Consider the following 18,619-nt stretch of genomic DNA (forward strand, 5'->3'; position numbering starts at 1 on the left):
CGGGCCCGCCTACACCGGTCGCGTGCTCGTGATGGACGACGACCGGGACGTGCGGGAGTCCCTCGTCCACATGCTGGCCTCGTTCGGGGTGGCGGTCGAAGGCGTCGCCGACGGCCGCGCCGCCGTCGACGAGTACGTCGCGGCGCAGCGGCGCCGGGAAGGCTACGATCTGGTGTTCATGGACCTGACGGTGCCCGGCGGGGTCGGCGGGCGCGAGGCCGTGCGGCTCCTGCTGGAGAACGACCCCACGGCCCGGGTGATCGTCGTCAGCGGCTACTCCCACGATCCGGTCCTGGCCGACTGCCGGCGCTTCGGCTTCCGCGGCGGCCTGGCCAAGCCGGTCGCCATGGACGACCTCGGCCGCCTGCTCGCGGAGTTCCTGGCGCCGGCCGACGCCTAGGCCGCGTCAGCGCCGGCCGCCGCGGTCGTCCGGACCGGGGTACAGGCCCGCCGCCTTGCGCGCCGAGGTGACGATCCCCCGGATCATGGCCGACGACAGCCCCGCGTGCTCCATCTCGTTGAGTCCCGCGATGGTGCAGCCTCGCGGCGTGGTGACGTGGTCGATCTGGCGCTCGGGGTGGTTGTCCTGCTCGAGCACGAGGGCCGCCGCGCCGAGGGCCGTCTGGGCCGCGAGCTGCAGGGCGTCCTCGGGATGGAAGCCGATCTCGATGCCCCCCTGGCTCGCCGCGCGGATGACGCGCAGGAAGTAGGCGATGCCGCAGGCGCACAGGGCCGTCGCCGGCACCATCATCTCCTCGCGCACGACGAGGGTGCGGCCGAGGGCCTCGAACAGCTCCTCCACCCCGGGCAGGGCCGCCTCGCCCGCGGCGTTGGCCGCCAGGCAGGTCATGGACTGCCCGATGGCCATGGCCGTGTTGGGCATGGCCCGCACCACGGGCATGTCGGCCGGCAGCCGCGGCGCCATGGCCATGATCTCCACGCCCGACACCACCGAGACCAGCACCTGCCGCGCCGGCGCGAGGTCGCGCCCGCACGCGTCCAGCACGCCGTCGAGTTGCTGGGGCTCGACCGCGACCACGACCACGTCGGCGCCCGCGACGGCGGCCCGGTTGTCGTCGGTGACGCGGAAGCCGGCCGCGGCCAGGTCGTCCAGGCGCGCCACGTGACGGCGGGTGAGGGTGACGTCGGCGGGGGCGACGAGGCCCCGCGCGGTGACGCCGACGGCGAGGGCGCGGCCGATGTTGCCGGCGCCGATGATGGTCAGCTTGCGGGCGGTGCTCATGCGGAAACCTCCCTGGCGACGGCCCGTGGCCGGCGCCCGGCGGGGTGGGTGCGGGAAAACGGCGACGCCCGGCCGCGGGGCCGGGCGCGCCTGCATCTATCTATCACCGCCGCCGGCGGCTGTCAAACGCGGCGGCCGCGGCGCAGCCGCTCGACCAGCACCTGCCCCGCCAGGAAGAGCCCGAACGTGCAGACGATGGCCGCCCCGGTGGGCAGGTCCAGGCCGTAGCTGAAGCCCGCCCCCACGACCACCGCCGCCGTCCCCACCACGAGGGTGTAGACGAACTGCCGCCGCGGATCGGACAGGATGCGCATGCCCATCACCGTCGGCACCACCAGCAGGCAGAACACCAGCAGCACGCCGGCGATCTGCACGCTCGAGGTGACGACGAAGCCCAGCACGAGGTAGAACAGGAAGTCCCAGCGGGCCAGGTTCAGGCCGCGCGCCCGGGCCGCCGCCGGATCGGTCGAGACCAGCATGAGCGGCCCGCGCTTGACCCACAGCAGCACCCCGAGCAGCCCGTACAGCACCGCCGTCTTGATCACCACCGGCCAGCTCACCCACAGCAGCGCGCCCACCAGCAGGTGGCGGATCTCCTCGCCGCCGTGGGGCACCTGGGTCAGCACCAGGATCATCGCCGCGCTCGAGACGGCGTAGATGATCCCGATGTAGGCCTCCTGCGGCACCTTCTGCGCCGTGTGCGAGCGGGTCAGGCTGATCAGGCCGGCCCCGACGAAGGTGCTCGCCAGGGCCACCAGCCAGGTGGTGTTGGTGCCGATGGATCCGCCCAGGAGCAGGGCCACCGCCACGCCGAAGGCCGCGATCTGGGCCAGGGCGATGTCGACGAAGATCACGCCGCGCCGCACCACGTGGTAGCCGAGGTGCGAGTGCATGGCCACCAGGACGAGAGCCATCACGACCGGGGCCGCCATCATCTCCAGGAAGCCGTTCACCGGGCACCTCCTCCGGTCTGTTCCAGCCGGTCCGCGGCGGCCGCCAGGCCGTCGCAGATGGCGTCGATGAGGGCGAAGTAGTCGTCGGCCCCCGCGACGGCCCCCGTCTGGCTGGGCACCGTCACGAGCTCCGCGCCGGAGCGTTCGGCCACCTCCTGCGAGACGTGGTGGTGATCCCAAGTGGTGGCCAGGACGATCAGCCGGGGCAGGTGGCGGCCGTTGTCGATCAGCTCCTGCACGTGCCTGGGCGAGGGCGCGATGCCCGGCCGGTGCTCGATCTCGCCCACCACGTTCAGGCCGAGCCAGTCGACCAGGTAGGCCCAGTTGCGGTGGTACACGATCACCGGGATGTGACGCGCCGCCTCGGTCCGCGCCCGCCACGCCGGCACGCGCCGAGCGACCTCGGCGGCGAACGCGTCGGCCCGGCCCGTGAAGTCGGCGGCGTGGGCGGGATCGAGCTCGCCCATGCGCGCGGCCATCAGCCGCCCCACGGCGACCATGCGCTCGGGATCGAGGGTGTAGTGCGGGTTGCCGAGGGGATGCACGTCGCCCTCGGAGCGGTCGACCCCCGCGCCCGGCACCTCCAGCGGCACGGCCAACGCCGCCGAGCAGTCCAGTTCACCCCGGCGTCCGGGCCGGATCTCCGGATTGCGGGCCTTGCCGAGCAGCTGCGGCAGCCAGCCGATCTCCAGCTCCATGCCGTTGTAGACCATCAGGTCGGCCTTGGCCAGCCGCCGGGCCAGGGACGGCTTGGCGGGCAGGAAGTGCGGGTCCATGTCCGGCGGACACAGCACCTGCACCTCCACGTCCGGGCCGCCGACGAACTGCGCCACCTGCCCGAGATCGGGCAGGGTCGCGACGACCTGCAGCCGGGCCTGGGCTGCACCCGCGGCGCCCAGGAGCAGCAGGGCGAGGCCGCAGGCCCGCACCGTCGTCTTGAAGCGTGTCTTCATGCCGCACCTCCTAGTAGGCGTGGGCCGGATGCGACCCGATGGTGAAGTTGACCTGCAGGGCCGCGCCCAGATCCTCGTAGTCGTCGTCGACGGCCTCGGCCCGGAAGACCTCGAGCCGCACGGCGCTGAACTCGCTCGGCGCCAGGGTGAGGTTGGCCTTCCATTCGCGCAGCTCGTGCAGGCCGTGCTCCGCGTCGGCGGCGGCCTCGGCGGCGTGGTCGTGGCCGGGTTCGAACTCGGTGTCCCGGGCCAGGCTGAACCCGGCGCCCAGCCACCACTGCCGCGCGAAGCGGTACTGCACGTGGCCGGCGAAGCCCAGCGGGTCGCCCTCGCCGTGCTCCGGGTCGGGCAGCAGCACCTCGGCCACCACGTTCAGGGCCGCGCCGCCGGTGGTCGCCCCGTCGAGCCACTTCCAGGTCAGGTCGGCGCCGTACAGGCCGTAGGTGCCGCCCTCGCCGTCCTCATGAAGCGCTCCGGGGCCGGTCAGGGCGCTGAAGCCCAGCTCGAGGGTGCTGTCGTCCGAGGTGTCCCACAGGTTGTTCAGGCGCGCGCCGTAGACCAGGTCGCGGCTCTCGCCGTCGAAGACCTCGGCCGTCGAGGCCACGCCGTAGGCCTTCAGCTCGGCCCACCAGGGCAGGGGCACGGTCCAGGCCAGCTCGGCGCCGGTGCCGCTGAGGCTGTGGTCGCCGGTGAAGGCCACGACGCCGACCGGCGCGTGCACGAAGGGGAACTGGTGCGTGTGCAGGGGCGCGTACTTGCCGAAGGGCAGGTAGTCGTGGCCGATGCGCAGCCCCAGCCCACGGGGCATGTTCTGGTACTCGACCATGGCCTTCTCGATGTCGACGGCGTAGTGGGCCCCGTGGGCGTCGGCCTCCGCGTCCTCCGTCTCCTCGGTGTGCTCCTGGTGGAAGGCGACGATCACGTCGGCGGTCCAGAACGGGTCGACGACGGCCGAGAACTGCATCTCCATCTCCTGCATGCCGATGGTGTTGGCCTCGCGGGTGGCGTTCCTGTCGGAGACCTGCCCCAGCAGCAGGGTGTTGAGGCTCACGGCCGGATTCATGAGGCGGCTGATGCCGGTGGCAGTGCTCGAGCCGCCGTCCTGGGCGAGGACGCAGGTGGTCGGGAACAGGCAGACGGCCACGGCGAGGGCCGCCGCCGACTTGAGGGCGTTGCGAATCATGATGGTCCTTTCGGATCGGATCGGGCGCGCCGCGGCGCGCCGCCAACACGGGAATTGCGGCGCCGCAGCGCCGGGAGCGTGTCAGTCCGAAAGGGGAGGTGCGCGGGTGCAGACGAGGCGCGGGCGACGACGGACCGCGACCGCGACCGGACGGGGACCGGCCAGGCGGGCGGTCTCGGCGGCCGCCAGGACGAACCCGGCGGCGAGAACGGCGACGACGCCCGCCGCCGCGAGGATGCAGATGGGACAGCTGGTGCCGGAGTCGCCGTCGTGGTGGTCGACCAGGTGGTGCAGGGCCGGCAGGAAGAACGCCCCGGCCAGCACCAGCACGACCACGCCGGCCAGCCAGGGGCGGGCGGCGAGCAGGCTTTGGCAGGAGCGGAAACGGCGCATGGGCGACCCCTGGTCCGGCGGCGGCATCATGACCGCCGCCGTCCACTATAGGGCCACCGGGGCGGCGGGGCAAGGGGCGGGCTCAGGGCACCGGCACCGCCTGGCGCACGCCGAGCACCAGACCCAGCTGGGTGGCCAGGCCGCTCAGTTCCTGGGCCTGCTCGATCACCACGTCCTCGCCCTCGGGGCCGCAGTCGGCGTACAGCACGGCCCCCACGTGTCCGGCGACGTTCACCGGGGACACGACGAAGCCGGTGCAGCAGGCCGCCGCGAGCAGCTCGGCGCCGGCCATGCCGCCGTAGGCCTCGCTCGCGGCCATGGGTACGTGGTAGGTGCGGCGGTCGAAGACGGCCAGGCTGAGCGCCCCCGTCTCCTGGGCCAGCGGGTAGTCGATGTGCGACGCCAGCTCGGCCGCGCCGGGACCCCGCCAACGGATGGCCCGCAGCCGGTGGACGTCGCGGTCGACCTGCACGAGGATCACCCGCTCGAAGCCGAGGACGTCGACGGCCGCGGCCAGGATCTCGTCGGTCAGGGCGTCGGCGTCACGTCCGGAGGCCAGGCCCTCGCCCACGGCGCGGTACAGCTCGAGCTGCCGGCCGGTGCGCCGGGCCAGCTCCTCCACCGAGATGCGGCGGGGCGCCACCGAGGCGCTGCCCTCCACGTTGACGACCTGGGCGAAGTCGTCCAGGTCGATGTTCTCCAGCCCCATGCTCGCCGCCAGGTCGGGGATCTCCTCGCAGACCCGGGTGAAGATCCGGTCGAGACGCCCGCTCGGGATGCCCAGGGCCTGGCAGGCCTTGCGCACCAGCCGGTACTCGCGCTCCCCCACCGACGGATCGGCGGTGAACCGGCTCATGGCGTTGGCGTAGACGATCACGCCGAGGGTCGCGTCGAGGCGGCGCGGCGGGTTCAGCGGGTCGATGTCGTGGTGGTCGCCGATGGCGTTCTGCAGTTCCTGCGGCAGCCCCCAGCGGGCGGCCAGGCGGCGCCCGGCCCGGTCGTGGGTGATGCCGAAGTAGCGGCGTTCGGCCTCGAGGGCGGGCACGCCCCCGGCCTTGGAGTGCAGCACGTCGTCCATGGCCGCGGGCGAGCACTCCAGCAGCACCACCTTGCCGATGTCGTGGATCAGCGCGGTGACGAAGGCCTCTTCGGGCATGACCCGCCCCGACTCCTCGGCCAGCAGCTGGGCGAAGCCCGCCGCGAGCAGGCTGTGCTTCGTGATCGTCGCCAGGTAGGGCGAGCGCGAGAGCTTGCTCATCATGTCGAACACGGACAGGCCGAGGGCCAGCTTGCGCACGGTCTCGAAGCCCATGATGATCACCGCCCGCCGCACCGTGCGCACGCGCTCCTGGTTGCGCCGCTGGTACATGGCGCTGTTCACCACCCGCAGCACGCGCATGGTCAGGGCCTGGTCCTGCAGGATGCACTGGGCCAGGTCTTCGGCGCTCGAGCGCGTATCGGTAGCCACCTGCTGGATCCGGAGCAGGTGCTGGGGCAGGCTGGGCAGTTCGCCCATCTTCTCGATCTGTTCGAAGACGTCGGCCGAATTCATGGGGGTCCTTCCGCTGGGGGCGGCACCCTGTCGGTATCGGCCGACATACGGGTTCCCTTAGCGAAGGGGCCGCGGTTTCCGCCCGCAGCGGAGCCTCCCGACCGCCGAACCGCCCCGTCCGCCCGGATATCACGGAAAAGTGACTTATATCTCTCCCAGCCATCGGGTAGGATTATGATCGGGAATTATCGATCCCAGGGAGTCGCCACGAACCGCACCCAGGAGAGGGAGAATCCATGAAGCGCGCATTCGCCACCACCCTGCTCATCGTCGCCGCCTTCGCCGCCGCCACCGCCGTCGCCCAGGTGCCCCGGGCGGTGCTCACCGAACTGGGCTCCGCCACCTGGTGACCGTACTGTCCGCGCGCCCGCGCGGGCCTGGCGGTCATGCTGGGTCAGTTCGACGACAACGAATTCGAGACGATCGAGTACATGGCCTCGTCCGGCGGCCTGAGCGTGCCGGACAGCGACGCCCGCATGGCCTACTACGGCATCGGGCCGATTCCCCACCTGCTCTTCAACGGCGGCAACGACCAGGTCGGCGCGGGAACCGACGTGGTCGACGGCAGCGTGTACGCGCCGATCGTGCTGAACATGATCGGCCGGCCCTCGCCCGTGCGGATGGGGATCAGCAGCCACAGCTTCGTCAATCCGGGCGCCGGCGTGACCGTCGATCTCGCCCTCGAGGCGGATCTCGAGCACCCCGCCCAGACCTCGCTGCGGGTGGCGGTCCTCGAGGACGGGCTCACCTACGGCGCCACGGTGTACGACAACATCCTGCGCGACGTGGTGGCCGACCAGGCCCTGCCCATCACCCTGGCCGGCCAGGCGCAGCAGGTCACGGTGAACTTCACCGCCGGCGCGGGCTGGAACGCCGCGAACCTGCGCCTGGTGGCCTTCGTCCAGGACGACGCGACCCGCGAGGTGCTCCAGGTGTGCAACAGCCACCCGGCGCCCGCCTGGTCCATGCGCTACTACGCGTCGGGCGACCTGACGCGCATCGAGTCCGGCCTGGTGGCCTTCGGCGAGGTCGGCCTGTTCAACGCCGGGACCCAGGCCGACACCTACGACGTCTCCCTGGACACGTCGGGCCTGCCCGCCGGCTGGTCGGCCACCGTCGTGCACGGGGGCGGTGCGGCCACCTCCTTCAGCGTGCCCCTGGCCGCCGACGAGCGCGCCCTGATGCACGTGGAGGTCACCACCGCCGGCACGGGCGACGGCGAGGTCGTCCTGACCCTGCACGCCCGCGACGGCACCACGCCCGACCGCGCGATCCCCTTCAAGGTCATCACGCCGGACGTGCAGGTGCTGCTGGTCGACGACGACGGGGCCGAGAAGTACGAGTCGCTCTACTTCGCCCCCGCCATCGGCGCGAGCGGCAAGTCGCACGCCATCTGGGACCGCACGGCCGGGGCGCCCTCGGCGGCGGTGCTGGCCAACTTCGAGGTGGTGGTCTGGCAGTGCGGCTGGGCCTTCCCCACCCTGGACGAGACCGACCGCGCGGCCCTCGGCGCCTACCTCGACGCCGGCGGCAGCCTCTTCGTCACCGGCCAGGACATCGGCTGGGAGATGAACGACACCGGCGGGGCGGCGCTGACCTGGTACCACGACTACCTGCACGCCGACTTCGTGGCCGACGACACCAACACGCTCACCCTGCAGGGCGTGCCGGGCGACCCCATCACCGACGGCCTGACCGTGACCATCGGCGGCGGCGACGGGGCCAACAACCAGGAGTACCCCAGCGACATCGATCCCCACGACGCCGGCGCTGCGGTCATCCTGACCTACGACGCGAGCCGCAACGCGGCCATCCGCGCCGACCACGGCGACGGCCGGGTCGTCTACCTGGCCTTCGGTTTCGAGGCGATCAACAACCCGACCGACCGGGCCGCCTTCATGAGCAGCGCCCTGGCATGGCTGGCGCCCGCGGGCTCCGGCGTGGCCGACCGCGTGCCGGGCGCCCTGACGGTGCGCGACAACGTGCCGAACCCGTTCAACCCGCGGACACTGATCCGGTACCGCGTCGCGGACGGGGGCGCGCCGGTGGCGCTGCGAATCTACGATCTGCAGGGACGGCTGGTGCGGACGCTGGTCGACCGGCCCCGGACCGCCGGGGAGCATGGCGTGGTGTGGGACGGCCGGGACGACGGTGGCCGGGCGCTGCCGTCGGGCACGTACTTCTGCCGGGTCGCCCAGGGCGGCGCGACGGCGAACCTGAAGATGACGCTCGTCAAGTGACGGGCGCCGGCGGGGCGGGGCGATCCGAGGGGAGAGCCTCGCCCTACTTGACCAGGGTGAGCTTGCTCACCTCCGTGCCGTCCTCGCGGACCAGCCGCAGCAGGTAGGTGCCCGCGGCGACGGCCTGCCCGGCGGCGTCGCGGCCGTCCCAGACGACCGTCTGCGGTCCCGCCGCGCGCCGCCCGTCCACCAGCCGCCGCACCCGGCGGCCGTCCAGCCCGCACACGTCCAGGCTGACCGTCATCTCCCGCGGCAGGGCGAAGCGGATCGTCGTGCGCGGGTTGAAGGGGTTGGGGTGGGCGCCGAGGGGTGCCGCCGCGCCCGGCACGCCGCCGGCCGCCGCGGGCGCCGCGAACGAACCCCGGAACTGCAGCACCGCCGTGCGGCCGAAATCGCCGTCCCGATCCCAGGGCCCGTCGAGCCACGACCAGGTGTCGACCCCGTTGTACAGGATGTGCCCCCCCATGCCCGGATTCCCGTAGCCGAAGTACATGGTCGCGCCGGCGGGAACCACGATGCCCTCGCCGGCCACGTCCACGTAGGTGTAGACGGCGGGCGGATACGCCGTGTCGTCCTCGCTGAGCGCCACGAACGAGCCGTAGTACTCCAGCCCCCACGGCGCCGCCGGCAGGGTGTCCCGGATCCAGACGTACCAGAACTGCGACCACCAGCCGCCGCACGGCCAGCCGAACTCCTCGAGCAGCACGTCGTGGCCGGTGTCGTTGTGCCAGCGGGTGATGAAATCGGAGCCCCAGCCGTCGCGGTCGCCGCCGTTGGTGGCGGGCGTGTCCATGACGCCGGTGGTGCTGTATTCCACGTCGGCCGCCGCGGCGGGGGTGCCCAGGGCGACGAGGAGGATCACGAGGAGGCTGCGGAAGGCGAGGCGGAGCATGGAAGCAGTCCTTGGCCGGAGAAGGGGGCAACGTCGGAACGCGCCCATGGTACCACGTCCGGGACGGGCCGCGGCCGTGCGATTTCGGGTGTCGGGTTGCGGGGCCCGTTTGCGCCTTAGGGGTGAAGGGAGGCCGCGTCGGCCACCCGCGTCACCTGTTTCCGTCTCCGGAGGACGCCCGCATGACCTTCGTCCAGCGCCGCACCGTCGGTTTCGCCCTCTTCGTCGTCCTGATCGGGCTCCTGCCCCTCGTCGGCTGCAGCGACGACTCGCCCCCGCCCACCGCGCCGGACGCCGGTTGGCCCGCTCCCGTGCCGGAAGGCGTGCTCCTGGCAGGCGATCCGTCCGGCAACGCGCTGGCGGCGACCCGCCTGCTGCCCCCCTCGCCGGCGGCGCCGGACGAGATCCTCGGCAACCTGCTCACCACGCGCCTGACGGGAATCCTCTCCCCCACGGCCACCGTCGGCGAGGTGAATGCGGCGCTGGTGACCCACGACGTCCGCATCGTCTCCATGGACGCGGGCAACGCCCTGATGACGCTCCGCATCCCGGCCGTGGCCGCGCGCGCCGAGGCCGCCGCCCTGGCCCGGGCCCTGGTCGACGACGGTGCCATGCTCTTCGCCGCGCCCGCCGAGGTCGCCCTGCCCCAGCCGGAACAGGTGCTGCCGGATCCCGACAAGGACCTGCCGCCGGCCGGCGCCGGCGCCCTGGGCCACCTCCAGTCCATGCGCATGACCGCGGCCTGGAACGCCCGGCGCCTCGCCGACCGCAACAACCACCGCGTCACCGTGCTCGTGCCCGACTGGTACACGTCGGCCACCCCCAGCAGCGAGATCGGGGCCCAGGGTTTCGTGGCCGACGCCGCCTCGCCCTTTCCCGCGGTCAGCGGCGGCTGGTATCCGGGCAACCACGGCTTCCACTGCGCCGGCATCATCGGCGCCAATTTCGACGCCTCCGGACCGACCGGCACCAACCCCGATCCGACCCTGCTGCTGGACATCCGCTCGAAGCACGTCACCGGGCTGGCCGCGTCCGACTTCTACCTGTCGGTCGTGCAGGCCTTCCCCGCGACCGGGCACTTCGTCGTCAGCACCAGCCTCGGCTACGGCACCGCGGCCCAGCTGCAGAAGAACGACTTCATCAACATCGCCTTCGGGGCCCTCTCCTGGCGCGTGTGGGCCAGCCCCCAGCAGCATCGTTTCATCCACGCGACCGCGGCCGGCAACGAGGCCCAGACCGGGGGGCTGCGGGCCGAGGCCGCCTACGGTGGCGCGTTCAACGCCGCCGCCATGTGGGACGACCCGCGCGACCTGATCCCGGCCGACTCCCTCTCCACCGCCGAATGGGCGGGCCTGAACGCGGCCTGGGACGCGATCCTGGCCCAGAATCCACAGGCCGCGGGCCGGCTGACGAACACCCTCGTCGTCGGCTCGTCGGACGAGTCCGGCGCCGAGAGCAGCTTCAGCAACCGGAACCCCCACGTGCGGGCGGTGGGCGAGAAGGTCTTCGCCCCGTGCGCGGTCACGGATCCGGGCCTGGCCGGCGACCAGGACCTCTGCAACGGCACGACGGCCCGCTACAGCGGCACTTCCATGGCCACCCCCTTCGTCGCCGGCCTGGCGGCCTACCTCTGGAATCTCGACCCCACCCGGACGGTCGCCGGGATCCGCGCGGCGATCCAGACGAGCTACGACGAGGGCCGCCTGCCGGGACGCGTCGACGCCTTCGCCGCGGCGCTGCTTCTCGACGACTCCTTCACCCGCGCCCCCGTGCGGTCCACGCTCCTGGACGTGGCCGGGGCGACGGCCGAAGCGGGCCCGAACGGCGTCTTCGACGAGGCGGACATCGAGGCCTTCCTGACCTGGTTCGAGCACTACGAGACGCGGCGCTCGGTCGAGGGCGACAACCCCGACGACTCCCGCTACGACCTCAACGGCGACCGTCGCACCGGCGAGTACGCCGCCACGGCCGGCTTCGACCTCGACCTCAACGGCGGCATCGCCGGCGACACCAGCCGCGACGTGTGCGGCGCCGCGCAGCTCTTCCACGAGGCCGCGGCCGACGACCGCGCGGTGCTCATCTACTACGCCTACTCCGACCTGTACCAGGGCGACACCGACCGCCGCGACGAGCTGCTCTGCGGCGCCGCCGCCGTCGAGATCAGCGGGCTGCCGGCCCGGGTCGAGCCGGGCGCCGTGCACACCCTGACCGTGCGCACCGTGCGGCGCGACACCGGCACCGAGGTCCCGGCCGCCGACGTGGCCGTCGACATCCGCGTCACCGGCGGCACGGCGTCGCTCGCGGCCGGGACGACCGACGCCCACGGGGAACTCGCCGTCGACGTGTCCATGTTCGGGGAGGGGACGGGCATCCCCTTCGCCAACGAGATCATCGTCCGGGCGACGGCCCACTTCGACGACGGCGACGTCGTGGCCACCGCGCAGGCCGTCCGGCCCAACGCGATCACCATGTCCGTGCAAAGGGTTGAGATGCTGACCGAGGCGTACTTCTTCGTCGACCCCACGCCCTCGCCCGGCGGCCAGATCGTCTACAGCACGGACAACGATTCGACGCGGGTGACCGACGACGTCGACGCCTACACCTACTCCGAACTGGTGGACGAGAGCGGCACCGCTTTCGGAATGACGGCCCGGGGCCGGGTCCAGGTGCAGTTCTCGTCGTCGGTGGCGGGCAGCGCCGACCAGTTCGCCGGCGCCTCGTTCGCCACGACCTCGCAGGGGTTCACCCAGCTCGACAGCCCCAACTTCGACGTCGTGTCGTACACCGCGTGGGCGCGGTCCCGCTCCGACGCCTCGGTCGACTTCGTCGTGTCCGGCGACCCGGCCACCTTCACCATCACCGGCTCCCACGCCGGCGATCCGAACGGCTACTACGTGTGGATCTTCGGCCCGCGCGGGACGGTGTACGAATGCCACGGCGACGACGGGCCGTGCACCATCGGCGGCAGCGGCGCCCTGCCCCCGGGCCGCTACTCCTTCGTCGTCGCCTACCACAAGGTCGCCGACATCCGCTGGTCCGAGAGCTCGCCGGAGGGCGTGGTGAGCGGGACGGTCGACATGAACGCGTCGCTGGCCGCGACCCTGGCGGTCGCGCACTGACGGGCTGCATGGGGGAGGGGCCGGGGGCGACGATTCGCTTCCGGCCCCGGGAATCCGGGCGGGTTCAGCCGTCCTTGCGGGCCAGCCAGAAGCGCTCCTCGACGTCGATGCCGTAGCGGTCGCGATCGGCGGGGGCGACGGCGGCGGAGGCCAGGACCTCGGTCACGGTCCAGCCGGGGCGTTCGATCAGGGAGCCGAAGTCGGGCGCGAACTGCCAGGCGTGGGCGTGGGCGCGGTGCGGGTCGATCTCGATGCGGCGGCTGTGGGCACGCCCCGGCTCGAGCGGCACCTGCAGCCAGGCCACGCCGCCCGGGCGCAGCATGCGGTGGATCTCGTCGAGGCACAGCTCGAGCTCGGCGATGTGCTCGAGCACGTGGCTGCAGAAGATCCAGTCGACGGTGCCGTCGCCGAAGGGGGCGGCGCGCAGGTCGGCGACCACGTCGGGCGAGAAGCGCTTGTCCTGGGCGTCGATGTCGGTGCGGTAGCAGCGGGCGAGGCCCTCGTGCTCGAGCAGGAAGCGCATGGCCGTCGAGAGGCTGAAGCCGATCATGACCGACGGCGTCCAGCCCTTGCGGCGGGCCAGCTCGTCGCGCACCCCGAGCACGAGCTGCCGGTGGCGGTCGAACGAGCCGCAGCCGGGGCAGATGCACGCGGGAATGATCTCGTCGGCGGAGATGAAGGTGCGGAAGTGCCGCCCCCGCCAGCCGCACACGGGACACTCCCGGCCGCCGCCCGGCCCCAGCTTCGCCTCCAGGCGCAGCAGCAGGTTGCCCGCGATGGCCAGCACCACGCGCACCGCCTGCACGGGATGGCGCCACAGGCAGGCGGGCGAGCGGGAGTCGAGCAGCAGGTCGGCGGCGGTTCTGAGCGCGGACAACGCGGCCTCCGGGCGCCGGGGCGCCGGTTCGTTCCGGGCGACGGGATCGGACAAGACGAGGCCCGGAGCACGTGCTCCGGGCCCGGTCATGATAACAGCCCGCCGCCCGGGCGCAAAGGCCCGCGTGGCGCGCGGCGCTACTTCAGCAGCATGATCTTGCGGTGGTCGACGCCCGCCGCCGTCTGCAGCCGCACGTAGTAGGTGCCGCTGGCCACCGGCCGGCCGGCCCGGTCGCGGCCCTGCCAGGTCCGCTCCCAGCGCCCGGCGTCCAGGTGCCCGTCGTGCAGCACGGCGATCTCCCGCCCCGTGATGTCGTAGACGGCCACCCGGGCCCGCCCCGCCTTCTCCATTTCGAAGCGGATCGAAGTCTCCGGGTTGAACGGGTTCGGCACGTTGGGCAGCAGGCGCGTGGCCGTGACCACCACCCCCGGCACCGTCACGTCGGTCTCGGCGCTGCGGGCGAGCTCCTCCCCGTCCCGCACCACGGCGTAGCTGTAGTGGAGCACGGTGCCCGCGGCGAACCCGGTCGGCGCGTCGCGGAAGAGCCACGACCCGCCCTGGGCCGCCAGCGGCGCGGCCGTGACGCGTTCGGCTTCGCCCTCCGGGCCGCGCCGGTACACGTGGCACAGGTCACCCGTGGCCCCGCCCAGCGACCAGCTCAATTCGATCTGCCCGGCGACCACGCGCGCCGACGGCGTCGGGGCCACGATCCCCACCTGCGTCTCGCCGTTGATGGTGGCCACGTGGGGCTGGTTGGTGACGGTCGTCATCGAACGCAGGCCCGAACCGGTCCCGTCGACCCAGGCCATCTGGTCGGGCAGCGAAGGCACCGACGTCGGGCCGAGGAAGAAGTCGACCGGATACGGGTCGAGCGGCAGCACGTCGACGTCCATGAGCACGATGTCCCGGGCCCAGGGCAGCGGCCCGTCGCCGATGCCGACCACGAACTCCGGGATCGAGCCGATGTTCAGGGCCTGGCCCCGCAGGTTCCACGAGAGCGGAATCGCGTTGCCGATGATGTCCAGCCGGCACTCCCAGCCCAGCACCCCCTCGAAGGACGAGGCGTTGCGCAACACGAGGTAGGACTTGGTCACCGTGAAGGGGGCCACCGAGATCTCGTTGAAGAGGAAGGCGGTGTCGAAGAAGACGCCGATCTCGTCCTGGTCGTCGCTGGGCTCGGGGTAGAAGCCCGAGCCGGTCAGGCTCACGGTGGCGCAGCTGACGGTGTTCAGTTCGAGGCTGCCCATGTAGGTGACCTCGTCCGTCGGCCGGAAGGTGACCGTCAGCGGCAGCGTGGCGCCCGGCGCGATGGTGCGCGTGGCCGTGTCCACGGTGAACACCGACGGCGACGCGTGCGGGGCCACGGTCAGGTCGACGTTGCCCGAGTTGATCACCGTGACCACGGCCGTGCCCGTGCGCCCGAACTCGACGGCACCGAAGTCGACGGCGATCGTCGACAGGTCGCACGACGAGACCGGTTCCTGCCCGAGACCGGACAGGGCCACGCTCGGCAACCCCTCGCCGAGGGCCAGGATCCCCTGGAAGTAGCCGAACTCCGGCGGGGCGAACTCGACCACGACGTAGTCGAACTGCCCCGGCAGCAGGGACGGCAGCTCGGTCGCGCTCGCCAGGGAGAAGCCGACGCCGGTCACGAGCGGCGTCATGGTGAACGGGGCCGCCCCCACGTTGGTCACGCGGACCTGGGCCAACCGGGTCTGGCCGGGCGCCGTGGCCTGGAAGACGAGGCTGGACGGCTGGACGTCGGCGTGGGGCACCGCGGGCAGGCCCGTGCCGACCAGCGCGACCGACGGCAGGCCCGCGCCGAGGTCGAGGGCGCACACGCGCAGGCCCTCGGCCGTCGGGGTGAAGCGGACGTTCATGAAGCGCGTCTCGCCCGGGGTGATCGCCACCGTGCCGCCGCCCGAGGTGATCGCGTAGTCCGCCCCGCAGTTGAGGAGCGCCGGCGCGAGCAGATAGTTGACCGAGTCCGTGTTGCGCACGCTCAGCAGCAGCGTGTGCGCAAGCCCGACCTCGACCCCGCCGAAGAGGAGGCTGTCGGCGACCTGGACCACGAGCCCCGTCTCCCGCACGCTGCCGAGGATGGGCTCCGGCGCCACGAAGTCCCCGAGCAGCATCTCGCAGACGACCTCGTCGGGCAACGTGGGCCGGTAGCGGATGCCGATGGTGCGCACGCCGCCGGGCTGGAGGGTCAGGCCCGTCATGGGCGTGGTCGGGGTGATGTCCGCGCTGCAGCCGGACAGCAGCGGCGTGACCGGGAAGGCGATGTCGCCGGTGTTGGTGATGGTGATCGCGCGGTCGACCCAGCCGCCGTAGGGGATCTCGCCGCAGATGAGGTGGCCGGTGACGGCATAGGAGAGGTTCAGTTCGACGCCGGTCCCGGTCAGGACCGTGGTGCCGTACTCCGGCCCGTAGGCCAGTTCGCACTCGTACGGGCCCTCGGCGTCCGGGCTGAAGGCCACGTTGATCAGATGGAAGGCCCCCGGATCCACCGTCGCCGGAACGCCGCCGGCGGTGATCGCGAAGGCGTCGCCGCAGCCGACGAGGGAGGGCGTGACCGCCAGCGGCACCTCGCCCGTGTTGCGGAAGAAGAGCGAGATCTCGCGGGACAGGCCCAGGCTCACCTCGCCGAAGCTCTTCGTGTCGCTGATGTTGTAGGACGAGTACCCCTCGCGGCCGCTGCCGGTCAGGGGCACGTCCTGCAGCCCGGTGCCGAGCGTGATCACACCGGCGAAGGCCCCCACCGCGTCGGGCACGAAGGTGACGCCGACGGCATGGGAGGCGCCGGGCGCCAGCACGTGCACCCCGCCTCCGGACGAGAGGGTGAAGACGTCGTCGCCGGGGCCGAGGTCCACGTCGAAGCTCCAGGACGTCAGGCCCGTGTTGGTCACGGTGACATAGCGGATCGTCGTGGTGCCGAGGGCGCGCTCGCCGAAGTCGATGGCGTCGACGCTGAGGGAGTAGTCGGGATTGTCCCGGTTCAGCGAGCCGACCACGGAGCCCGGCTCGACCGTGGCCACCGGTTCGAGGGCCTCGGGATCCGAGGCCGGGATCCAGGACATCTGGTTCGGCACCGAGGGCGTCGACGTGGGCCCGGCGGTGAAGAGCACCGGCAGGGTGAAGGGCACGAGGAAGTCGACGCTGGCGAGCAGGACCCGGCCTCCGTCGTTGGGCGCCGGGGCCGCCAGGCCGACGACGAAGCAGGGCGGCTCGGCCAGGTTGATCGCGTTGCCGTTGTAGGTCACGCCGACGACCTGGGCCCGGCCGGCGGCGTCGAGGCAGAACTCCCAACCGAGGGCCCCGAGCGGGTCGCTGACATTGTTCAGGACGACGTAGCCGCGCTGGACGCCCGGCACCGGATCCACCTGGCCGTGGATGGTGGTGTAGGCCGTGTCCCAGTAGAGGCCGAGTTCGACCTGGGCGCCGGCCGGCGCCGCCGCCAGCAGGGTCACCACGAACAGGAGCAGGGCCGCCCGGGCCCTGGCACGGACGGACGCAGGCGTCGACGCGTGGCGCACGCGACCGACGGCGAGTCGGATCATGGTCTGCATGGCTGGAATCCCCCTTGGGTTGGACGATGCACCCCGATGATGAGAATACGTCATCAACAGGACGAATTGCAAGGCCCGGGGTCCGCAGGGCGTGAAAAGGCCGGGAGGGCGGGATTCAGGGGCGCCAGCGCACCCGCAGGCTGCCGTAGCCGAGGGTCACGTCGTCGGCGGCCTCGGTGTGGCTCTCGGGCTCGTAGTTGGCCAGGACGTCCACGTCCCAGGCCGGCGAGAGGCGCCAGGTGGCCATGAGCCAGAGCTGCCAGTAGGTGAAGTCGGTGTAGAGGGTGGTCGTGGTCGCCAGGGGGTCGGCGGCGTCGTCACTGAGCACCACGTCGCCGTCGTCGTAGCGCCGGCGGCCGACCTCCAGGGTGAGGGTGCCGCTCACGTCGCCCCCCCACGCCTCGACGCCGCCCCGCAGGCCGTACTGGCTGTAGGTCTCGGGCGAGTCGCCCGCGGCCAGGCGCTCGCCGGCCAGGCCGATCTGCCACTGGGTGCCGAGGATGTCGCCCCAGCGGTAGCCGGCGAAGCCCGCCAGCCGATTCGAGTCGAAGTACACCTCGTCCTCGGTGTCGTATTGCCACGACTCGAGCTGGCCCGCGAGCAGCACGTGCCCCGCCCCCGCCGCCGAGGCCAGCGAGGCGTCGATCCAGTGGGTCCAGGCCGAGGGCCGCACCGACTCGTCGCGCACCTCGCGCCGCTCGCTCTTGTGGTACAGGCGCAGCCCGCTGCGGTCGAGGGTCTGCGAGTCGAAGTCGGTCGCGATGCTCCAGGTGTCGCGGTCGATCTGCGCCGAGTCGGGATAGGACGACCGGCCCACGCGCCCGTCGATCCCCCACTGCGTGCCGGCCCCGGCGGACGCGCGCACGGCCAGGCCGGCGCCGAGATCGCGCCGATCGACCTCCAGCGCGGACGGCGTGGCGTAGTCGATGCGGCCGGTCCAGCCGCGCACCTGCAGGCGCGCATCGGTGCCGGCCAGCGGCGTGGCCACCGCGTCGAGGCGGCCCTCGCCGTTGTCGCTGCTGCGCGAGTAGGTCGTCGACTCGCGGTATTGCCGGCCCCACCAGCGTCCGGCCAGGCGCACGCGCTCGACCTTGTCCGCGTCCAGCAGGCGGTAGTCGCCCTCGATGCGTTCGCGGTAGAGCTCCGTGCCCCCGCTGGCCTCCAGACGCACGCGCCAGCGGTGCTTCCCGCGCGCGGACGAGGCGCCGGTCAGGCCCGCCTGGAGCAGGAACTCGCTGAGGGTCTCGGTGGTGTCGGTGGTCGCCAGGGCGTAGGTGAAGAGCGAGGCGTCGGCCCCGGCGGAGAGGTCCCAACGCCAGGTCCGGGCGTCGGGGGCGGCACGGGCCACGGCGCCGCCCGCCAGGAGCAGCGCCGCCACGAACGTGATCATGCGTCGGCTGTGCTCGATGATGCCCGCCTCGTCAGCGCGCCAGGTCCGCGGCCTGGTCCAGCAGGTCGTGGGCGGCCCGGATGCGGCGCAGGGCCAGATCCGTCTCGCCGGCCCGGTGGTGCGCCGCGGCCCGCTCGCGCTGGGCCAGCGCCTCGTCGTAGCGGCGGCGCGCCTCTTCGGAGCCCGACTGGCGCACGGCCTCGCCGATCCGCTCGGCGCGCCCGTCGAAGAGGTCGAGCTGACGGCGCACCGGAT

General features: G+C 72.5%; 14 protein-coding genes. 3 read left to right on the forward strand and 11 right to left on the reverse strand.

Going from position 1 to position 18,619, the window contains the following annotated elements:
• On the forward strand, positions 1-400 hold a 400-nt coding region (locus tag KDM41_12405; protein MCB1184228.1), incomplete at its 5' end, for a response regulator.
• A gap of 6 nt (positions 401-406) precedes the next feature.
• On the opposite strand, the gene proC is transcribed toward KDM41_12405, so the two are convergent.
• The 6 genes from proC to KDM41_12435 all read right to left on the reverse strand — a co-directional run bounded on the left by proC (position 407) and on the right by KDM41_12435 (position 6,277).
• Positions 407-1,243, reverse strand: coding sequence for a pyrroline-5-carboxylate reductase (gene proC, locus KDM41_12410; protein ID MCB1184229.1), 837 nt, complete (start codon positions 1,241-1,243; stop codon positions 407-409).
• A 122-nt stretch (positions 1,244-1,365) separates the two neighbouring features.
• Positions 1,366-2,196, reverse strand: coding sequence for a metal ABC transporter permease (locus tag KDM41_12415; GenBank protein MCB1184230.1), 831 nt, complete (start codon positions 2,194-2,196; stop codon positions 1,366-1,368).
• Positions 2,193-3,149 (reverse strand): zinc ABC transporter substrate-binding protein, encoded by a 957-nt coding sequence (locus tag KDM41_12420; GenBank protein MCB1184231.1) that lies wholly within the window; start codon positions 3,147-3,149, stop codon positions 2,193-2,195. Before KDM41_12420 ends, KDM41_12415 begins: the two co-directional genes overlap by 4 nt.
• Positions 3,150-3,159: 10 nt before the next feature.
• The gene (locus tag KDM41_12425) at positions 3,160-4,332 is read right to left on the reverse strand and encodes a hypothetical protein (GenBank protein ID MCB1184232.1); all 1,173 of its coding nucleotides are present in this window, start codon (positions 4,330-4,332) and stop codon (positions 3,160-3,162) included.
• Between the two features lie 81 nt (positions 4,333-4,413).
• A complete protein-coding gene (locus KDM41_12430) occupies positions 4,414-4,725 on the reverse strand; it encodes a hypothetical protein (protein MCB1184233.1) in 312 nt (103 codons plus the stop codon).
• An 82-nt stretch (positions 4,726-4,807) separates the two neighbouring features.
• Positions 4,808-6,277 (reverse strand): HDOD domain-containing protein, encoded by a 1,470-nt coding sequence (locus tag KDM41_12435; GenBank protein MCB1184234.1) that lies wholly within the window; start codon positions 6,275-6,277, stop codon positions 4,808-4,810.
• A gap of 386 nt (positions 6,278-6,663) precedes the next feature.
• Here KDM41_12435 and KDM41_12440 point away from each other — a divergent pair, with 386 nt between their 5' ends.
• Positions 6,664-8,517, forward strand: a complete 1,854-nt coding sequence (locus KDM41_12440; protein MCB1184235.1) for an Omp28-related outer membrane protein — start codon at positions 6,664-6,666, stop codon at positions 8,515-8,517.
• 43 nt (positions 8,518-8,560) lie between these two features.
• Here KDM41_12440 and KDM41_12445 read toward each other — a convergent pair whose 3' ends face one another.
• Positions 8,561-9,409 carry a hypothetical protein gene (locus KDM41_12445; GenBank protein ID MCB1184236.1) on the reverse strand — a complete coding sequence of 283 codons (849 nt, stop codon included), beginning with the start codon at positions 9,407-9,409 and terminating at the stop codon, positions 8,561-8,563.
• A 182-nt stretch (positions 9,410-9,591) separates the two neighbouring features.
• On the opposite strand from KDM41_12445, the gene KDM41_12450 reads away from it, so the two are divergent.
• Positions 9,592-12,528, forward strand: a complete 2,937-nt coding sequence (locus KDM41_12450; protein MCB1184237.1) for a S8 family serine peptidase — start codon at positions 9,592-9,594, stop codon at positions 12,526-12,528.
• Positions 12,529-12,592: 64 nt separating this feature from the next.
• Here KDM41_12450 and KDM41_12455 read toward each other — a convergent pair whose 3' ends face one another.
• The 4 genes from KDM41_12455 to KDM41_12470 form a co-directional block, all read right to left on the reverse strand.
• Complete coding sequence (locus KDM41_12455) at positions 12,593-13,405, reverse strand: class I SAM-dependent methyltransferase (GenBank protein MCB1184238.1); 813 nt, start codon at positions 13,403-13,405, stop codon at positions 12,593-12,595.
• A 137-nt stretch (positions 13,406-13,542) separates the two neighbouring features.
• Positions 13,543-16,974, reverse strand: a complete 3,432-nt coding sequence (locus KDM41_12460) for a choice-of-anchor D domain-containing protein (GenBank protein MCB1184239.1) — start codon at positions 16,972-16,974, stop codon at positions 13,543-13,545.
• 115 nt (positions 16,975-17,089) lie between these two features.
• Positions 17,090-18,364, reverse strand: a complete 1,275-nt coding sequence (locus tag KDM41_12465) for a hypothetical protein (protein ID MCB1184240.1) — start codon at positions 18,362-18,364, stop codon at positions 17,090-17,092.
• Between the two features lie 31 nt (positions 18,365-18,395).
• A partial coding sequence (locus tag KDM41_12470) for a hypothetical protein (protein MCB1184241.1) occupies positions 18,396-18,619 on the reverse strand: 224 nt, incomplete at its 5' end.

This window comes from bacterium, from assembly GCA_020440705.1.
GTDB lineage: Bacteria > Krumholzibacteriota > Krumholzibacteriia > LZORAL124-64-63 > LZORAL124-64-63 > JAGRNP01.